This window comes from Vitreoscilla massiliensis (assembly GCF_001457815.1).
GTDB classification, from domain to species: domain Bacteria; phylum Pseudomonadota; class Gammaproteobacteria; order Burkholderiales; family Neisseriaceae; genus Vitreoscilla; species Vitreoscilla massiliensis.
In genome coordinates this window covers 1-14123 of sequence record NZ_LN898221.1, presented here as the reverse complement: position 1 = coordinate 14123, position 14123 = coordinate 1, and the positions used below count along the sequence as shown (strand labels likewise).

The following is a 14123-nucleotide window of genomic DNA, read 5'->3' as shown; positions in this document are numbered from 1 at the left end:
AGCGGCGGTTAGCTAAATCCTGATAGTGATGTGGCGGCAATGCTTGGCCTGATAATCGGGTAGAGCTTAACAAGCGGATAACCGGCGGCGTCATTAACGTGGTCAACGCCAGCCGTTTTGTCGGGCTGTCCACTGATGCCATATACTTGCTGCTCCAAGCCCTCGGTCAAGTGTGGACACAGGTGCGTGTTCACTTTAAGCCGGCGCTTCCCTTCGCTGTTGCATATCAAGCCATTCACAGAGTTGATACGGTCTTTAACGGCGGGGTTGGAGGGCTCCACATTCACGGTGAAACCCGCTTGGCGCAAGATGGTCAAATCAGACTCAGATGCGTTCTTGCTTGATGTATTTTGACCACTGGCATCGGGGTAAATCACAATGTTGAATCGCGGGTACCGCTCTTTGATTGCCAGAGCCATTTCACGGGTATCACGCAAATTAACCAACTCGCCCAAAGCCAACGGCGCGCCATCTCGCACCACATAGACTACAGCCGCCATTTTGAGCACGTTAAAGTCCATGCCGATGTGCAATGTATCGCTTGGCATAATCATTTCGTCAGTGTGGTTTAATTGTCGGTCAAAGTCGTAATACACCGCGCCGCTGGTCAAGTTCACAAACTCACCGCGCAAATAGGCTTTAATCAATTGTGGTGGGTACGATGCCATCAGCGACGGTATGTAGTCGTCTGGCAAGTTCAGTTCGTTGTCGTACGTACTTGCTTGCACCATGCCATAAAGCGCCGCCAACTCGGGTTTTTTGCGCACTTCTTTAACAAACTGCTCATACACAAATTGAAAGCCCTCTGGCGTCGTTGTAACGTCAATGCCGTTTCTCAGGCTACTGATGTTGTAACGCATACGGGCAATAATCTTGCGCCATGCTTGTGTGGCCTTAGTCTTGGCCATTACATCAATTTCATCACACAACGCATGGCCTATCTTGAAGCCCACGATGGTGCTTGGCTTATCCATCGAACGACAAATGACGGTGCCACGGTATTGCACGCCACTATAAAAGTGTACTTCTTTGTTGCTCTCTTTGATGTCAACATTCAAGCCCCAGTCAAATGCCACTTCATCAATCGTGGGAAAGAAAATGTCTCGAATCTGCGAGTATGTCGGCGCAAAGTAACCAGCGTTTACGTTTGGATGTTCGTACACATGCTTACATATTCCACCGCACCCTACCCACGTCTTACCACTACCGAAGCCACCCACAAACGCTTTGAACTTCTTTTCAAGTGCAATAAATTGGGCTTGGCGCAGATTAAGCGTCGGACTCGGATTCTGCATTGCCTGGCTTCCTTGCGTCCTGTACGTTAATCACTACTTTTACCGGCGTTACTTGATTCTCAGGTGGTGCCTCGTCAGGTTTGTCACGCCATTTTTTAGGCTGCCGGTTCTTAAGCCAAAATATGCCACTGACTGGGTCAGGCGGATAATGTTTGATAATCGGCGTTTCCACTATTTTCTGGTCAATGACTCGAATATCGGTGTCAGGAGCATCGTAACCAGTGGCTCGGTTGTAAAGCTTGTCTGCCACCTCTGCATCGGCAATTAGCTTGCCCTTTTTTATGGACTTACAAAATTCGGGATGTTCTTTCTTCCATCGGTTAATTGTCAGCTCCGATACCTCAAAGAAATCTGCCATTTCCACATCAGTTGCGCCCAACAAGCACAGCTTTCTCGCCTGTTCCGCATACTCCGCTTTATACTTTGTTGGGCGTCCACGCGCAGCCTGCTTTGAGGCTGACTTTGCAGCCTTTCCAGCCATACTGCTTCCTTTCAAATAAACTTAACCCGAACCTTGCCCCGCACCTTTTCAGTAACCAAACTCTCAGTAGCAAAATCAACAATCAAATGGCCATCTCGGCCTTTCTTGTGCCGAATAATGAAACCTCGGCGGACATTGGCACAAATACAATGCTCTTGAATTTCACCATCAAGATACACATGCCTCATGCCAAGCCCGTCACCAACACAATGCACATTACGCTTACGCTGTAGGCCGTTTTGCTTGGCTCGTTTCATACCAATCACCCATGAAAAAACCCGCCACTCGGGCGGGTTTTAATTTCTTTTATATTTGATTTGTAAACAGGCAGACTTTAGTCAAAATAGACTCGCCCAAAGAGCCTGGCACAACACTTTCTATTTTAGAAAAAGTATTGTCAAAAGTTATGGTTTTAATAAATTTGTTACTATTCTTCGTTTCATAATACAAATGACTGGCATTAAGTATGACACTACCATTTTTGCATGAATAACTATATTCATTAAAGGATATATTGTATGTTAAATCTCTAGTTTTCTCTGGATGCTTATAAACATACTTCACCCAATACTTATCACTCTTTAATGTTTGCAAATCCAAATACATCACGGGATTACTATCACTGAAATTCAACTGAAGCCACCTGTCGGAAGCGTCAGCTTGTATAACCCAATTCAATACACAAAAGAATACAATTTTTTTCATGCAATAGTTTATCCAGAATGAGTTAACGGCAGCCTTGAATGCAAGCGCTGCCGTTTATAGCCATATCATGGAGCGAGTGGGACATTTTGTCAAGCAACTGCTTTTATTTTTAAAATCAATCTCCGCTCAAGCTCGAATTTCAAGACCAACTCCGCGGCAAATAATGCCCCATGAATGTCTTTTTGAATCTCTCCCACCCATCTTGTGGCAGTTTTTCTGCTCATCCCTGCCACGTCAGCAATTTGTGTCACTGTTGGGTAGTCTTGCCACCCGCGCGAACCATGATTCCATTTGCGGCCTGTTTGGTCAAACTGGAAAATATTGCACAAAATCAAATCCACCACATGGGCTTCATATTTCGGATATTCCAAACCCACTTGCACAAACGCATCCGCGAAGTTAATAGAGCCTTGACCGTACTTAAGCACAATCAAAGCCTGTTCAAATTCATTTAACGCCGTGCGCACCGTGTCCAACACCCACATGGCCTGTGTTTTCTTCTCCTGTGGTGACAAATCATCAGGTGATGTACTCGCCCCTGCTCCTTTTTGTTTACAGTGTCGAATGATGCTGGCCGTGTTGCTGTAACCAGTAAATTGTTTCTCAGCCTCTACAAATGACCAAATCAGGGCATGTTGCAAACTCATAAACAACGGTTCATCTTCTTTTTTTTGCATATCATGTCCCTTTTATTAAGCCTTTGGTCATTAAAATATTCTGTGTTCTAAACACCGCATCTTTGAAGTCGGCATCCAACTCAGCAGGTGAAAACGGTGTTTTTGTGCGGCCATCAACAGCATCGTGGCAACTGCTGCAAGCGTATGCCCCAAACAAGTCGCTCGGTTTCTTGCCCATGCCGCCCAATCCACCTTTGCGATAATGCGCAAATACCGTAGTTTCATCGTTGTGATTGCAGATACCTATCAAACGGATTTGGCATTCTTGGCCTCGTGCTGATTCTGTGATTTTGCTCACTCTAAAACTCCATCATCCAATGCTCATGTTCATCAAACTGCACCACATTGTTTGCAATGGCTTGCCACAGTGCTGAGTAAAAATGCTCAAACTGCTCTTGATCCATACTGCCAAAGCTCCAAGATTTTGCAATTAAGCGCACTGAGCCATCGATTGCATAGACTTCATCGTAATACCCTGCCAATACCGTCAATTGCTCACGAAAGCTCTCAAACTGCGTCTTGTGCGTTTTGTACTGGTCTTTTGTGCCATCAGCGCACCAGTGAGCGAATGCTTTATTGGCTAGTGCAAACGCCTTGCGATGAAAATCAATATTGCGTGGCATGGTCACATCAACTTGTATCTGCTCATTATTCTTAAACCGCTTCATGCTTTCTGATGTTTCGTCATTCGCGGGAGCAAGTGAGCCACCTGGCAATTTGATGAAATCCAATTTCATTGCATCACCTCACAGCAAACTGTCAGCCCGCCATTTAAGACAGGCTCACCATATTGCAAAGCTATTTTCTTAACTTGATTGTCATTGCCATACAAGCAGCCCTGTAATGCATCCAGCGTGACTTTTAGGCAGTTATCGAGGTCAAGGCATGTCTTTGATGCTTTGCCGTTCTTGGTAAGCCTTGGGTGTAATTCAATTGAAAGGGAGACAGGGTCATTAACTGGCATAACTCCCACTAACTCTGCAACCTTGCGTCGATATTCCATTGCCTCTTTTGACGCTATTGTTCGGTTTCGGAATGTACGCCAGTAGCGGTTAGTGCTTATTGGGTAAGGTAAAAAGTAAGTTTTCACGCACTCACATCCTCAATCAGCTTTGCCAAATACCACTGCGCCTTTTTCAAATCCTCGGCAGGATTCACTTTCTTCTCATAGCGCCACATGTACTTTTGCACATTGCCTTTTAAGTAGCCTTGGAACGCTTCTGGGGTCATGCTGGCCTGTATGGCATCAATGCACTCAATGTCACCGCTTGCGTAGTGCGACGGGCTGTTTACTGCGTCAGAATCGGAAACTTGACCAATGCGCGCTTGAGCTAGTCTAGAGGCTTGTGCTTGAGCCAGTTCCTGTATTGCTTTTTGAAATCCTACAGGGGCACGTCTAATTGTTACCATACCATCCTGTTCTACTTCACTCATCACTCACCCCACACTTCTGAGAAAACACGATAGAAACCATCAGCCAAATCTTTTAAAGCCACAGGCACTTTTTCAATCGCATAAAAAACAAACCCAAGCATTAAAATCACTGGCAGCAGCAAAACAAAAACAACGCGGCGTAAGTATTTATTTTCAATGTCTTTGACTTTCGGAATTAAACCCTGCGAAGCCAGCAGCAACTGAGCAGCCATGAAAGTTGCCCATACAACAAAAGCGTACAACAACAAATCATCAATACTCATCACTCACCCCCATCCACATACCACTCAATCAACACACACAGCAGCAATGAAATCACCACAGTGAACGCATACCCAATAAAATCCAGTAAATCCATGTCAGTCCCTTTGCTCTAGCCACTGCTTGCGTTTTTCAATCGTTTCTTCATCCGCCTGCTGAAACCTGTCACAGCTTGAAATCCGCCCTAAAAAATCCCACTCGTTACCGATTTTGCACAGGCCCCAATACAACATTCGGTGGTCATCCTTGTTTCTTGGCTTGTGAATGCCAGTCACTGCGCCTTGGTAATCCATGTGCTGGCAGTTATCGCATTTCATGCGCCGCCTCAGCATTCGCTTGCTGCGCCTGTTTCAGCGTGTCAGAAAGTTTGTTAGGCGGCCTGCCACTACGCACAGGCTTGGTCTCGCCACGGCTTTCTACGTCCGCTTTGATTTGTTTGACCACGCGCGCTTTGTCAGCCTCAGCCTGCTTCACTTGCTCCACAGCCTTGTCGCCCAACTCAAACCCCGCCTCAAATCGTGCCCAGCCTTTTTCAAGGCAGCGATTCACAATCTCAGGCAAACCCATGTCCAGCGTCCCCACCTTGCCTTCGAGCTTCCAAAAATCGATTTGGGCCTGTGTCAGCAACCCTGCTCGCTTGCTGGCCCGAACTTGAGCAAACGTCAGCGCCTTGTCGGGGTCAACGCCGTTGCGTGTCAGCAAGTCAGCATCCTGTGCCGCCATGTCATTGCCACGGCCTTGACGTTGCGGCGTCGGTGGGTTGGCCTGTTCAGCCGCAGCGTCCACAGCCTTACCAGCCAGCACGCTGAAAAAATAGCCGCCATTGCGCTGCTTGCCCTTGCTCAGCACCGTGTCCCAAGCAAATTGCAACACACTGGCCGTCACGCCAGTGGCACAGGCCGCTTGCAAATCAGGATGGCTTGGCAAGAAGCCGTCGTGCATCACGTCAACGCCCTGAGCCTGCAAAAAATCCATGACCTGTTTTTGCGACATACCGCCATCAGGCAAATCAGGCTCAGAATTGAAATCGGGTGCGTGCGGTATCTCTATCTCTCTTATTGGGTATTGGGTTATGGGTAGCATTCCGTTCGCACTGCGTTCGCATTGCGTTCGCAAATCGTCGGCAGAATCATCCGTGACAGGGATTTCTTGTGGAATTTCAGTCGGCTTTTGTTTTGGCTTATTGCGTGAATGGCGCGCATTGGCACTGGCTCTGGCCTTTTCGCTTTTCTCGTATATCTTTGCCAGCTCAGCATCACAGCGCGTATGGCGCCACACACCGCCATCTAAGATGAAGAACTCATTTAATATTGATTCGACCGCTTCAATATGTTCGCGCATGCGTATCATCTTGGCGATTTTCTCAATGTCGTTCGGCAGCGGTTCTTCTTTTTGGTAATACAAATCCATCATTCGGCGATAAGCCAAATCTTCGTATAAGTCCAAATAATGGGTATTACTGATGTAATCGCCGATATGGAATGTATAAAAATTCATCTTGCAGCATCCTTGCATGTCGATTGCACTGCGTTTGTTTTGCGTTCGCACTGCGTTCGCATCGAGAGCGCAAGTAAATCGCTTTGGTATTTGTTATTTTGCAAATTGCTCAAATCCGCACCTAAGCGAATAATCTTGATTTCTTGTAACTCTTGGGTCATAATCAATTCACCTTCAAGCAGTAGATGTTTTGAATTGCCACTGACTTTCCCTCGGTGGCTTTTCTTTTGCTCATTGCTTTTGATAGAGTATTCATTCATAATGCGTCTCGCCTTCACTTACCATGATGGGCACAGCTTGAATGCCGCGTTTTCTCCAACTCGCGGCATTTTTTTGCCTTGCGCAAATAGCAAATATTTATTAGTATTCTCAGCGGACATAGTTGTTTCCCATCTGTGTTTCGATGCAAAAAAGGTGGAATCGCCAGTGCCTTCGGGTGCTGGCTTTTCTTCATTCATCAATTGCACAGCCCGCACTCTTAAGCTGAGCGTCAACAATTTCATCGTGCGCCAAATCAGCCTCTAAATACTTCAACGACATCTCTTTAAGCATTCTTAATTCACGCCGTGAAATCACTTGATCATCTGCTGAAACCACCTGAAGCCCTGCCGCCGCTAAAATAATTGCGACACTCTCAAGCCGTTCATTGTTAAAGCGACTGATAGTTCCCTCATGCACCCCTGCTCTTAATGCCACATTTGCATTTTTCATCTGTGCAAACCGCTGCAAGATTGTTGCTTGTATCTTGCGTGACCTTGCAGCCACTTCATTTGATAATTCAGTCATGGCAAGTCTCTTGGTTGGTTTGGGAATGGTCGCAGCTCCTCTGCTTTTATCACTCCATTTTCAATTGTCACTTGAATATTCCGCCCTGATTTAATTGCTCTGCATATAGCTCCTTGAGTAACCCCGAGCGCCTTGGCTGCATTATTTTGTCCATGCTCAAGAGCAAAATCAGGCAGTGCCACCTTAATGATTTTGTCCATTTCAAACCTTTATTAAGTGCTGATGACACATTATTACCGCAAGTAATTTAATAGTCAATACCTGCGGTTGTTTGTGTTTTATTACCATTGGTAATAGCATTTGCCAATTGCATAGGAATTAAGATTTATGTCAGGGAAAAAGAAAGAGTTAACTGAATCACAAAAGCAGGATTGCAATGCACTAAAATCGATTTATGAATCCAAGAAAAAAGAGCTTGGCTTAAATCAGTATGCAGTTGCTGAAGCACTTGGAATTTCACAAAGCGCAATAAACCACTATCTTTCGGGAATTAATGCCCTAAATCCCTCTATTGCTAGCGGCTTTGCTCGCTTATTAAAAGTTAACGTTCAAGACTTTAGTTCATCTCTTGCAGAAGAAATATTGGAAATGGCGCGTACAGTTATTGTTAACAATGATGTTAGTTCAGATATTGTTACAACATCTCGCTATGACATTCCAAATTGGATTGAATCGGTTAGAAATAAAATGGGTCTGGATGTAGAAGAGTTTGAGAAAAAACTAAACTACAGTGGCAGAGGCTCAGTTCATGCGTGGGAGGCTGGACGATCAATACCATCTTTTGATGTACTGGTGCGCATATCTGAACTTTCAGGCCAACCGCTTCCTTATATTGGCAGGCCTAGAGCAACTGCTAATGATGATGACTTGGATTCATTCTCAAACCAAGATGAAGTTCCTAATGGATATATTCGCCTGAAGCTTTTAGATATTTCTGCCGCTGCTGGTAGTGGCAGATTTAATATCGACTTTCCTGAATATGTGCGTCTCATAGACGTTCAAGAGGACTGGGCGCGTAAGCACTTGGGGAAAAATCTGCAACGCATTTCAATCATCACCGCCTCTGGCGACTCAATGCATCCAACATTCGCGGACGGCGATTTGCTGTTTGTAGATAAATCAATAGATTTTTATGACAACGAAGGTGTTTACGTAATTGCAACGGCTGGAGGCGTAAAAGTTAAACGACTTCAAGTGATGACCAATGGCGATTTAAAAATCATCAGTGACAATAAAAGCTTGTATGAATCAGAAGTGCTATCAAAAGACAGCTTAAACGATATAAAAATCTGCGCCAAAGTCACAGCCACTTGGACACTGAATAGCTTATAACCCCCACTCTCAGCGTGGCGGGGGTAAGTTAAAACATTCATTATGAAAGTAACAGATTTATTTAAATATAAATATGGCCAAAAAAACAAAATTAATACCTACCCAAAATGAAGGTAATTTAGAGGAACTTTCTCAGAGCAATGATACTGAGTTAATGGATTTGGCTCAGTTATCATTAGACTTTGATGCACCAAAGCAAGAACCCTCAACTTCTAGTGAGTATTTTGATAAGTTCAGCCCATTCATAGTGTATGTTGATGAGAGTGGGACAGCTAACTTTGATAAGCCTGGTAACCGAAGTTCATTTCCTGTTTTCGTTTTGGCTTTCTGTGTTTTTTATAAGCATGTATATACCACACAATTAGTTCCTGAAATTCAGTCTTTAAAATTCAATTTCTTTGGTCATGATTTAGTTATTTTGCATGAAAAAGAAATTCGAAAAAATGAGCCTCCATTTAGATTTTCAAGCAGAGAACTAGATAGAAATTTCTTGAGTAGATTAAGCTCTATAATGGATGAAACAAAATTTATCCTCATTTCTACAGTGATTAAAAAGAATGAAATATCGAGGGAACAGGAAAATTTATACCACTTAGCCCTACAGCCGTGCTTAATCAACCTTTATAAGCTCATGATTGAAAAAAATTGCCACCACCAAATTACATATATTGTTGTTGAGGCTCGTGGAGAAAAGGAAGATCGAGATTTAGAGTTAGAATTTAGACGAATTTGCGATGGACAAAACCCACTTAGAATTAAGCTTCCGTTTGAGATTCTCATTAAATCGAAAGCTACTAATTCTACTGGATTGCAATTTGCAGACTTATGCGCTCGGCCAATTGGAAGGCACATAATTGATAATATTGAGGGTAGGAAAAATGTGAACAGAGCTTTTGAATCTCTAAAGCATAAGTTTTTATGCAATGGGGGTAGAGAACTCTGTGGGGTTGAGGCATCCTATAAAGATATTGGATTGGTGGTTATTCCTAGCTAGAAAAGCGAAGGGCCCTGAGATAACCCAGAGCCACAGCGCCGATCGGGGAACGCCCCAGTCCACTTAAATCAAAGTATAACTTATGAAGTTACTAAACACAATAAATACCTATAAACGTTTTTTAATTTTACACAAGCACATTTGCATTCCTTTGATTTTACATGGTAGTAAGCATTTTTCACTAACCGTATAAAATAACCGCCCTCATGGCGGTTTCCCCGTCTTAACAAGCCCTTACCCTGCTCTGTGCTATAATAGCCTCGCCTTGTTAGTTTCAACAGCCAATTGGCTCCTCTGTAATACTTCTGCTTGATCCACAGAATATAAAAACAGCAACAACATAAGAAAGGACAAGCTCTATGCAACATAGACGTAGACTTAATATTTTCCGTGCAATGAAAAAAGCTCAGGAAAACAATCAACCATCCAAATAATCAATGAAAACAATGCCGCCGAAAGGCGGTTTTTTGTTGTCCATACAAACTCATCTAAAATAAATTATATTTAAATACAATTGCTTAATTAAATTACCGCAAATAATATTACTGGCGGTATTTACTTGATATATTACTAGCGGTAATATTCACCCATCAACTCACGAAGCACACGGAACAGGGGTTGGTCTTGGTGCGGTGAACTTTAAAAACCCAATAACGAAGCAAGCGGCCTACTCTGAATGGTGAGGGCAAATAGACAGGAACGTTAAACGCTTGCACGCCAATATTAGCGTGACGGAACGCGGAAACATTATCAGGCGTAGGTAGACCCAAAGCACGACAGCAACTGCGGAGATAGTCTAAAGGACACGCAGAGAGCGGTGCAGATAATCGGCAAGTCGGCTAGAAACGGACAAAAAAGCGCAACTTTCGCTGCGCTTATGGGCTTGCTTAAACTTCGTTATCAGATTCTCTTATAACGATACACACCTTTTATGCAGGTGTGATGATATCGACCTTTAGATGATGCGCGCAATAAGCCCAAGTAAACACTTTCAGGTACATTAAAATATTGATAAACACTGCCAGAGTGGAATTCAATTTCTAAAGTGCCTCCTTCAAACCCAACGGAGCGTAAATTAGATGATGCGACAACAGAGCGAATCAAAAACAACCCCTTTAAATCAAATGGATGAGAATCAGATTATAGCCCACTTTATTAAATATGGGTTTACTGATAAGCATGGACACCCTCTTGAAAACTGCGTGGATTTTTTAGATTTAATACAAATGGCAACAAACTCGAACTAGTACAGTTTTTGAACTAGTTCAAGCAACACCCCCACGGTGGTGCTAACCAGAGCTAAATAAGCAGCAATCCCTTGCGGTTGCTTGCCCTGGTGGTGGTGCTGGCGTGGTGCAATATTTGATGTTTGTGAGGGCAAAACATGGCGGCATTGGCCATTGAGCAGCGAGCGAGGCGTTTGGGGCAGACATCATCTTACTTTAGCCCATAAGACTTGAGGCGTGGAAGCTTCTTAGCGCAATCAATTAACCACAGAGAACCTAAAGCATTGCATTGCCGCGATGCCAAGGCGTTTTACTTGAGCGAGATGCAAGTATGACAGCTCGGAAAGACGAGCAACCTAGATTTCAATCTGAGCAGCATTAGGGTGCTGCTCAGATTGAAATCTCAAAGAGATAAGGAGCGGCAATTGCCAAAGTACCTTGTAACGAGAGTCGCATTAGTGCTGGCTCTCTTTTTCATTGGTGTGTGGGTATTTAATCATTTTCCATACCCTATCGTTGGCATTTTTATTGCCATCGCCTACCCGTTTAACATTGTTTATAGACTTTTAAAGGATATTGGATGAAGAAGCTTTTAATTTTGGCGGCTGCTGTAACAACACTGGCCGCTTGCAGTCGCGTTGAGCCAAATCAGGCTGGCGTATTGATGGAAAACTACGGACGCAATGGCAAGGCTGACTTCAGTGTTGTGAGTGGCCGTGTGTGGGTTATCGCCCCAGGCACTGAGTTGTATCAGGTGCCATTGTGGGAGCAGCGTCAAAACTTTGAATCGGCAGTGAAATTAAAGGCTGCTGATAATACTGAGTTTACAGCCAAGCCGACTTACTCATTCAACGTCATCAAAGAACGCTCAATTGATGTGGTTTTCAACAACAAACAGTTGGGCGGTGGCGAGGCGTTTATTACATCACTTGGTGACAATGTTCTTGAGCCAAAAATCTTGGACATTATGAAAGAGGCTTCACGCTCACAAACAACTGATGAGTTGATGCAAAAAGGCGGTAGCTTGGCATTTGAGAAGCGCGTGCAAGACTTGGTTGCAAAGGAGTTTGAAACACGCGGCCTTAAATTGATGACATTCAGCTCTCAATTAGAGTTTAGCAAGTCGGTGTCTGAGCGCATCGACAAACGTAACGAAGTCAACACAAATCTGGCGGTATTAGACCAGCAAATCGAAGAGCAGAAAAAGCGCTTGGAATTATCAAAGCTGGAAGCTGAGACCAACAAGGCACGCTCAGATGGCTTAACGGACAAGCTGCTGACACAGCAATTTATTGAAAAATGGGATGGCAAAACGCCTTTGTATGGTGAAACGCCAGTGACAATTTTTAAACAGCAATAACATTTTCCTCACAGAGCGAAGATGTTCAAACAACTTTACTGACATCGGCAAAATGGTCGATAGACACTTTGTCGATGAAGCTTGATAGACAGTTTGTCGATGAAGCAACATTTTCGCGACTTAGCGAAGATGTTCAATAAATAGGCAGTTTTATGCCCCTGAAACCCGAAGTTGGAGACCCAGAAAACAGGGGCATTGGAATTAAAACCAAGCAGATAGTATCAGTCAATTGGAATATTTGCTATAGGTTTTATGCCCCATTAGGCATCCTCCTGAATTGCAAAATGGGGCAAGGGAATTTAAACCCAACTGCATATTATCAAGCTTAATTACTCTAAAGCTAATTTTTAGAATCATTAAGGTGATTCGTTTATTCACAATCAAATAGACAGTAAAGGAAGATTTCATAACAAGCGGCTTACACAGGCCGCTTCATTATGGGATTTTTAGCGGAGGCAAATGTATGGCTACTTTTAAAATTGAAGCACACAAAAATAGTGACGGCAAATGGGTAACCAGCTTAGTTTGTGACGGCGTCACTTCATCTGAAATATCCGAAGTGACTGGATGCTTAATTAAAAAAACAATAGGAGACTTGAAACTTACTGACATTGTAGAGTCGGTTCAGGCGCAGAGAATGTGTATTAGAAGTTTTGAGCTTGGTATGTTAACAACAAGCGTTAAATAACAAAATGCGTTAGTGGCATCGACAAAACCACCAAGCCAGTGCGAAGCCGGCAATAGCGTATTCAACAAAGGCGGTGGCGAAACCACTTTTCTAAGCTTAAGCAGTTTCATCCAGCCGCCGCCTTTTCTGAGTACGCTCCCTTAACCCCCCAGCAATGGGGGTATTTTTTTGGAGAAACAGGATGACAGCAATCGCCAAGGCCGCAGGCAAGCGGTTTGAAGTAACCAAAGACGGGAAGCACATCAGCTTTCACAAAACCATGGAAGCGGCCTGTGAGGCGGTCAGCGCCATGGATTTGACGTGGACGCGACAAGTAACGCGCTATCCTGCGGTACCCATCACTTACAACAATCGAAGGGATTGAGAGTGAGTAAAAATAAAGAATTACAAAAACCTTTAAAAAGATTGTTTTTTGATTTAAAAGAACTTTTTGAAAAGTCCTTTGGTGTAGCTGGGCTTAATCTTAATGGTGAAATCGCAAGATGGGAAGATTTAACTCGTGGCGGCTTTATGGATGAATGGTTGTTTTCATATGATGCTGCATATGATTTGCTCGAAAAAATTCAAAGCTTGGAATCAAATAGCGAGGCTCAGGAAAAATGACAATCAAACGCACCCTATGCGGCCTACTGGCCGCTTTTTTATTGGCCTCGTGCGGCTCTACAGCAGACCGACACGATGTCACGTTACAGCAGTCGTCACAGGCCGCACTGGACTTATTGCAGATTGAAGCTGACCAACGCCGCGCGATGATTGAATGGCACCAAACGAAGCTGCGCATTGAAGCTGAAACCAAGGAGTATGAGGCCGCGCTTGAGGCTGCTTTGGTGGCGCGGCGGGCGACGGGGGATTACGGTGAAGTGTATGACTAAGCCCGTAATCGTCTGCCTACTCGGCCTCGCATGGGAAATCCTGAAAACGCCATACTTCTATCTAAAACACTACAAAAAGGTATTCAAATGAATCAACAACCAATCATCGCCTACAAAGGCTTTAACGCTGACTTAACTTGCCGAGATTTTCAGTTTCAAATTGGTGAAACATACACGCACGAGGGCAAAGTTGAGGCTTGCGCTTCAGGGTTTCATGCGTGTGAAAATCCGATGGATGTCTTTAACTACTACAACCCAACATCACGATTTGCAATTGTTGAATGCTCAGGCGAAATCAGCAAGGAAAGTAACAGTGATTCAAAAATTGCGTGTGGGAGTATTCACATCAAAGCTGAGATAGGCTTGCCAACTCTGATTTCCAAGGCTGTTGATTTGATTTTATCAAAGATTAAATGGGATACCGCCAAAGAATCAAACACTGGCTTCCAGTCAGCAGCAACCAACACGGGCTACTACTCAGCAGCAACCAACACGGGCTACCAGTCAGCAGCAAC

The 14123-nt window shown here is 44.0% G+C and carries 24 protein-coding genes; 8 read left to right on the top strand and 16 right to left on the bottom strand.

The features are described from left to right. Nucleotides 1–8: 8 nt before the first annotated feature. From BN3003_RS11545 to BN3003_RS11470, 15 genes are all read right to left on the bottom strand, one after another. A complete protein-coding gene (locus tag BN3003_RS11545; RefSeq protein ID WP_058356822.1) occupies nt 9–1295 on the bottom strand; it encodes a terminase large subunit domain-containing protein in 1287 nt (428 codons plus the stop codon). Continuing rightward, on the bottom strand, nt 1270–1776 hold the full coding sequence (locus BN3003_RS11540; protein WP_058356821.1) for a hypothetical protein: 507 nt from the start codon (nt 1774–1776) through the stop codon (nt 1270–1272). The genes BN3003_RS11545 and BN3003_RS11540 overlap by 26 nt, the downstream gene beginning before the upstream one ends. An 11-nt stretch (nt 1777–1787) precedes the next feature. Then, nucleotides 1788–2033, bottom strand: coding sequence for a hypothetical protein (locus BN3003_RS11535; RefSeq protein ID WP_058356820.1), 246 nt, complete (start codon nt 2031–2033; stop codon nt 1788–1790). A 49-nt stretch (nt 2034–2082) separates the two neighbouring features. Then, the gene (locus BN3003_RS11530) at nt 2083–2481 is read right to left on the bottom strand and encodes a surface-adhesin E family protein (RefSeq protein ID WP_058356819.1); all 399 of its coding nucleotides are present in this window, start codon (nt 2479–2481) and stop codon (nt 2083–2085) included. Between the two features lie 89 nt (nt 2482–2570). Beyond that, the gene (locus tag BN3003_RS11525) at nt 2571–3158 is read right to left on the bottom strand and encodes a hypothetical protein (RefSeq protein ID WP_058356818.1); all 588 of its coding nucleotides are present in this window, start codon (nt 3156–3158) and stop codon (nt 2571–2573) included. A 1-nt stretch (nt 3159) separates the two neighbouring features. Beyond that, nucleotides 3160–3456, bottom strand: coding sequence for a nuclease domain-containing protein (locus tag BN3003_RS11520; protein ID WP_058356817.1), 297 nt, complete (start codon nt 3454–3456; stop codon nt 3160–3162). Nucleotide 3457: 1 nt separating this feature from the next. Beyond that, nucleotides 3458–3895: a DUF1367 family protein gene (locus tag BN3003_RS11515; RefSeq protein ID WP_058356816.1), complete on the bottom strand. Its 438-nt coding sequence runs from the start codon at nt 3893–3895 to the stop codon at nt 3458–3460. Next, nucleotides 3892–4248, bottom strand: coding sequence for a RusA family crossover junction endodeoxyribonuclease (locus tag BN3003_RS11510; RefSeq protein ID WP_058356815.1), 357 nt, complete (start codon nt 4246–4248; stop codon nt 3892–3894). Before BN3003_RS11510 ends, BN3003_RS11515 begins: the two co-directional genes overlap by 4 nt. Beyond that, nucleotides 4245–4592 (bottom strand): DUF3310 domain-containing protein, encoded by a 348-nt coding sequence (locus tag BN3003_RS11505; RefSeq protein ID WP_199822589.1) that lies wholly within the window; start codon nt 4590–4592, stop codon nt 4245–4247. Before BN3003_RS11505 ends, BN3003_RS11510 begins: the two co-directional genes overlap by 4 nt. Beyond that, nucleotides 4592–4855, bottom strand: coding sequence for a hypothetical protein (locus tag BN3003_RS11500; protein ID WP_058356814.1), 264 nt, complete (start codon nt 4853–4855; stop codon nt 4592–4594). Before BN3003_RS11500 ends, BN3003_RS11505 begins: the two co-directional genes overlap by 1 nt. Before the next feature lie 96 nt (nt 4856–4951). Beyond that, nucleotides 4952–5146 (bottom strand): hypothetical protein, encoded by a 195-nt coding sequence (locus BN3003_RS11495; RefSeq protein ID WP_159061440.1) that lies wholly within the window; start codon nt 5144–5146, stop codon nt 4952–4954. Between the two features lie 10 nt (nt 5147–5156). Beyond that, nucleotides 5157–6350: a YdaU family protein gene (locus tag BN3003_RS11490; RefSeq protein WP_058356812.1), complete on the bottom strand. Its 1194-nt coding sequence runs from the start codon at nt 6348–6350 to the stop codon at nt 5157–5159. After that, nucleotides 6347–6610, bottom strand: a complete 264-nt coding sequence (locus BN3003_RS11485) for a hypothetical protein (protein ID WP_058356811.1) — start codon at nt 6608–6610, stop codon at nt 6347–6349. The genes BN3003_RS11490 and BN3003_RS11485 overlap by 4 nt, the downstream gene beginning before the upstream one ends. Before the next feature lie 190 nt (nt 6611–6800). Further along, nucleotides 6801–7136, bottom strand: a complete 336-nt coding sequence (locus tag BN3003_RS11475) for a hypothetical protein (protein WP_058356809.1) — start codon at nt 7134–7136, stop codon at nt 6801–6803. After that, the gene (locus tag BN3003_RS11470) at nt 7133–7336 is read right to left on the bottom strand and encodes a Cro/CI family transcriptional regulator (protein WP_234333063.1); all 204 of its coding nucleotides are present in this window, start codon (nt 7334–7336) and stop codon (nt 7133–7135) included. Before BN3003_RS11470 ends, BN3003_RS11475 begins: the two co-directional genes overlap by 4 nt. A 127-nt stretch (nt 7337–7463) precedes the next feature. Here BN3003_RS11470 and BN3003_RS11465 point away from each other — a divergent pair, with 127 nt between their 5' ends. Beyond that, a complete protein-coding gene (locus tag BN3003_RS11465) occupies nt 7464–8468 on the top strand; it encodes a helix-turn-helix domain-containing protein (protein WP_058356808.1) in 1005 nt (334 codons plus the stop codon). 73 nt (nt 8469–8541) lie between these two features. Continuing rightward, on the top strand, nt 8542–9462 hold the full coding sequence (locus BN3003_RS11460) for a DUF3800 domain-containing protein (RefSeq protein WP_199822588.1): 921 nt from the start codon (nt 8542–8544) through the stop codon (nt 9460–9462). A 900-nt stretch (nt 9463–10362) separates the two neighbouring features. Here the strand turns inward: BN3003_RS11460 and BN3003_RS18455 are convergent. Continuing rightward, a complete protein-coding gene (locus tag BN3003_RS18455) occupies nt 10363–10566 on the bottom strand; it encodes a KTSC domain-containing protein (RefSeq protein ID WP_082625647.1) in 204 nt (67 codons plus the stop codon). A 702-nt stretch (nt 10567–11268) separates the two neighbouring features. Here BN3003_RS18455 and BN3003_RS11455 point away from each other — a divergent pair. The 6 genes from BN3003_RS11455 to BN3003_RS11430 form a co-directional block, all read left to right on the top strand. Beyond that, nucleotides 11269–12048, top strand: a complete 780-nt coding sequence (locus BN3003_RS11455) for an SPFH domain-containing protein (RefSeq protein WP_058356807.1) — start codon at nt 11269–11271, stop codon at nt 12046–12048. Nucleotides 12049–12511: 463 nt separating this feature from the next. Beyond that, on the top strand, nt 12512–12736 hold the full coding sequence (locus BN3003_RS11450) for a hypothetical protein (protein WP_058356806.1): 225 nt from the start codon (nt 12512–12514) through the stop codon (nt 12734–12736). A gap of 181 nt (nt 12737–12917) precedes the next feature. Next, the gene (locus BN3003_RS11445; protein ID WP_058356805.1) at nt 12918–13100 is read left to right on the top strand and encodes a hypothetical protein; all 183 of its coding nucleotides are present in this window, start codon (nt 12918–12920) and stop codon (nt 13098–13100) included. A 2-nt stretch (nt 13101–13102) separates the two neighbouring features. Further along, the gene (locus BN3003_RS11440; RefSeq protein WP_058356804.1) at nt 13103–13339 is read left to right on the top strand and encodes a hypothetical protein; all 237 of its coding nucleotides are present in this window, start codon (nt 13103–13105) and stop codon (nt 13337–13339) included. Continuing rightward, a complete protein-coding gene (locus tag BN3003_RS11435; protein ID WP_058356803.1) occupies nt 13336–13608 on the top strand; it encodes a hypothetical protein in 273 nt (90 codons plus the stop codon). Before BN3003_RS11440 ends, BN3003_RS11435 begins: the two co-directional genes overlap by 4 nt. Nucleotides 13609–13638: 30 nt before the next feature. After that, nucleotides 13639–14123: DUF7666 domain-containing protein (locus BN3003_RS11430; RefSeq protein WP_199822587.1), on the top strand; the 485-nt coding region annotated here is incomplete at its 3' end.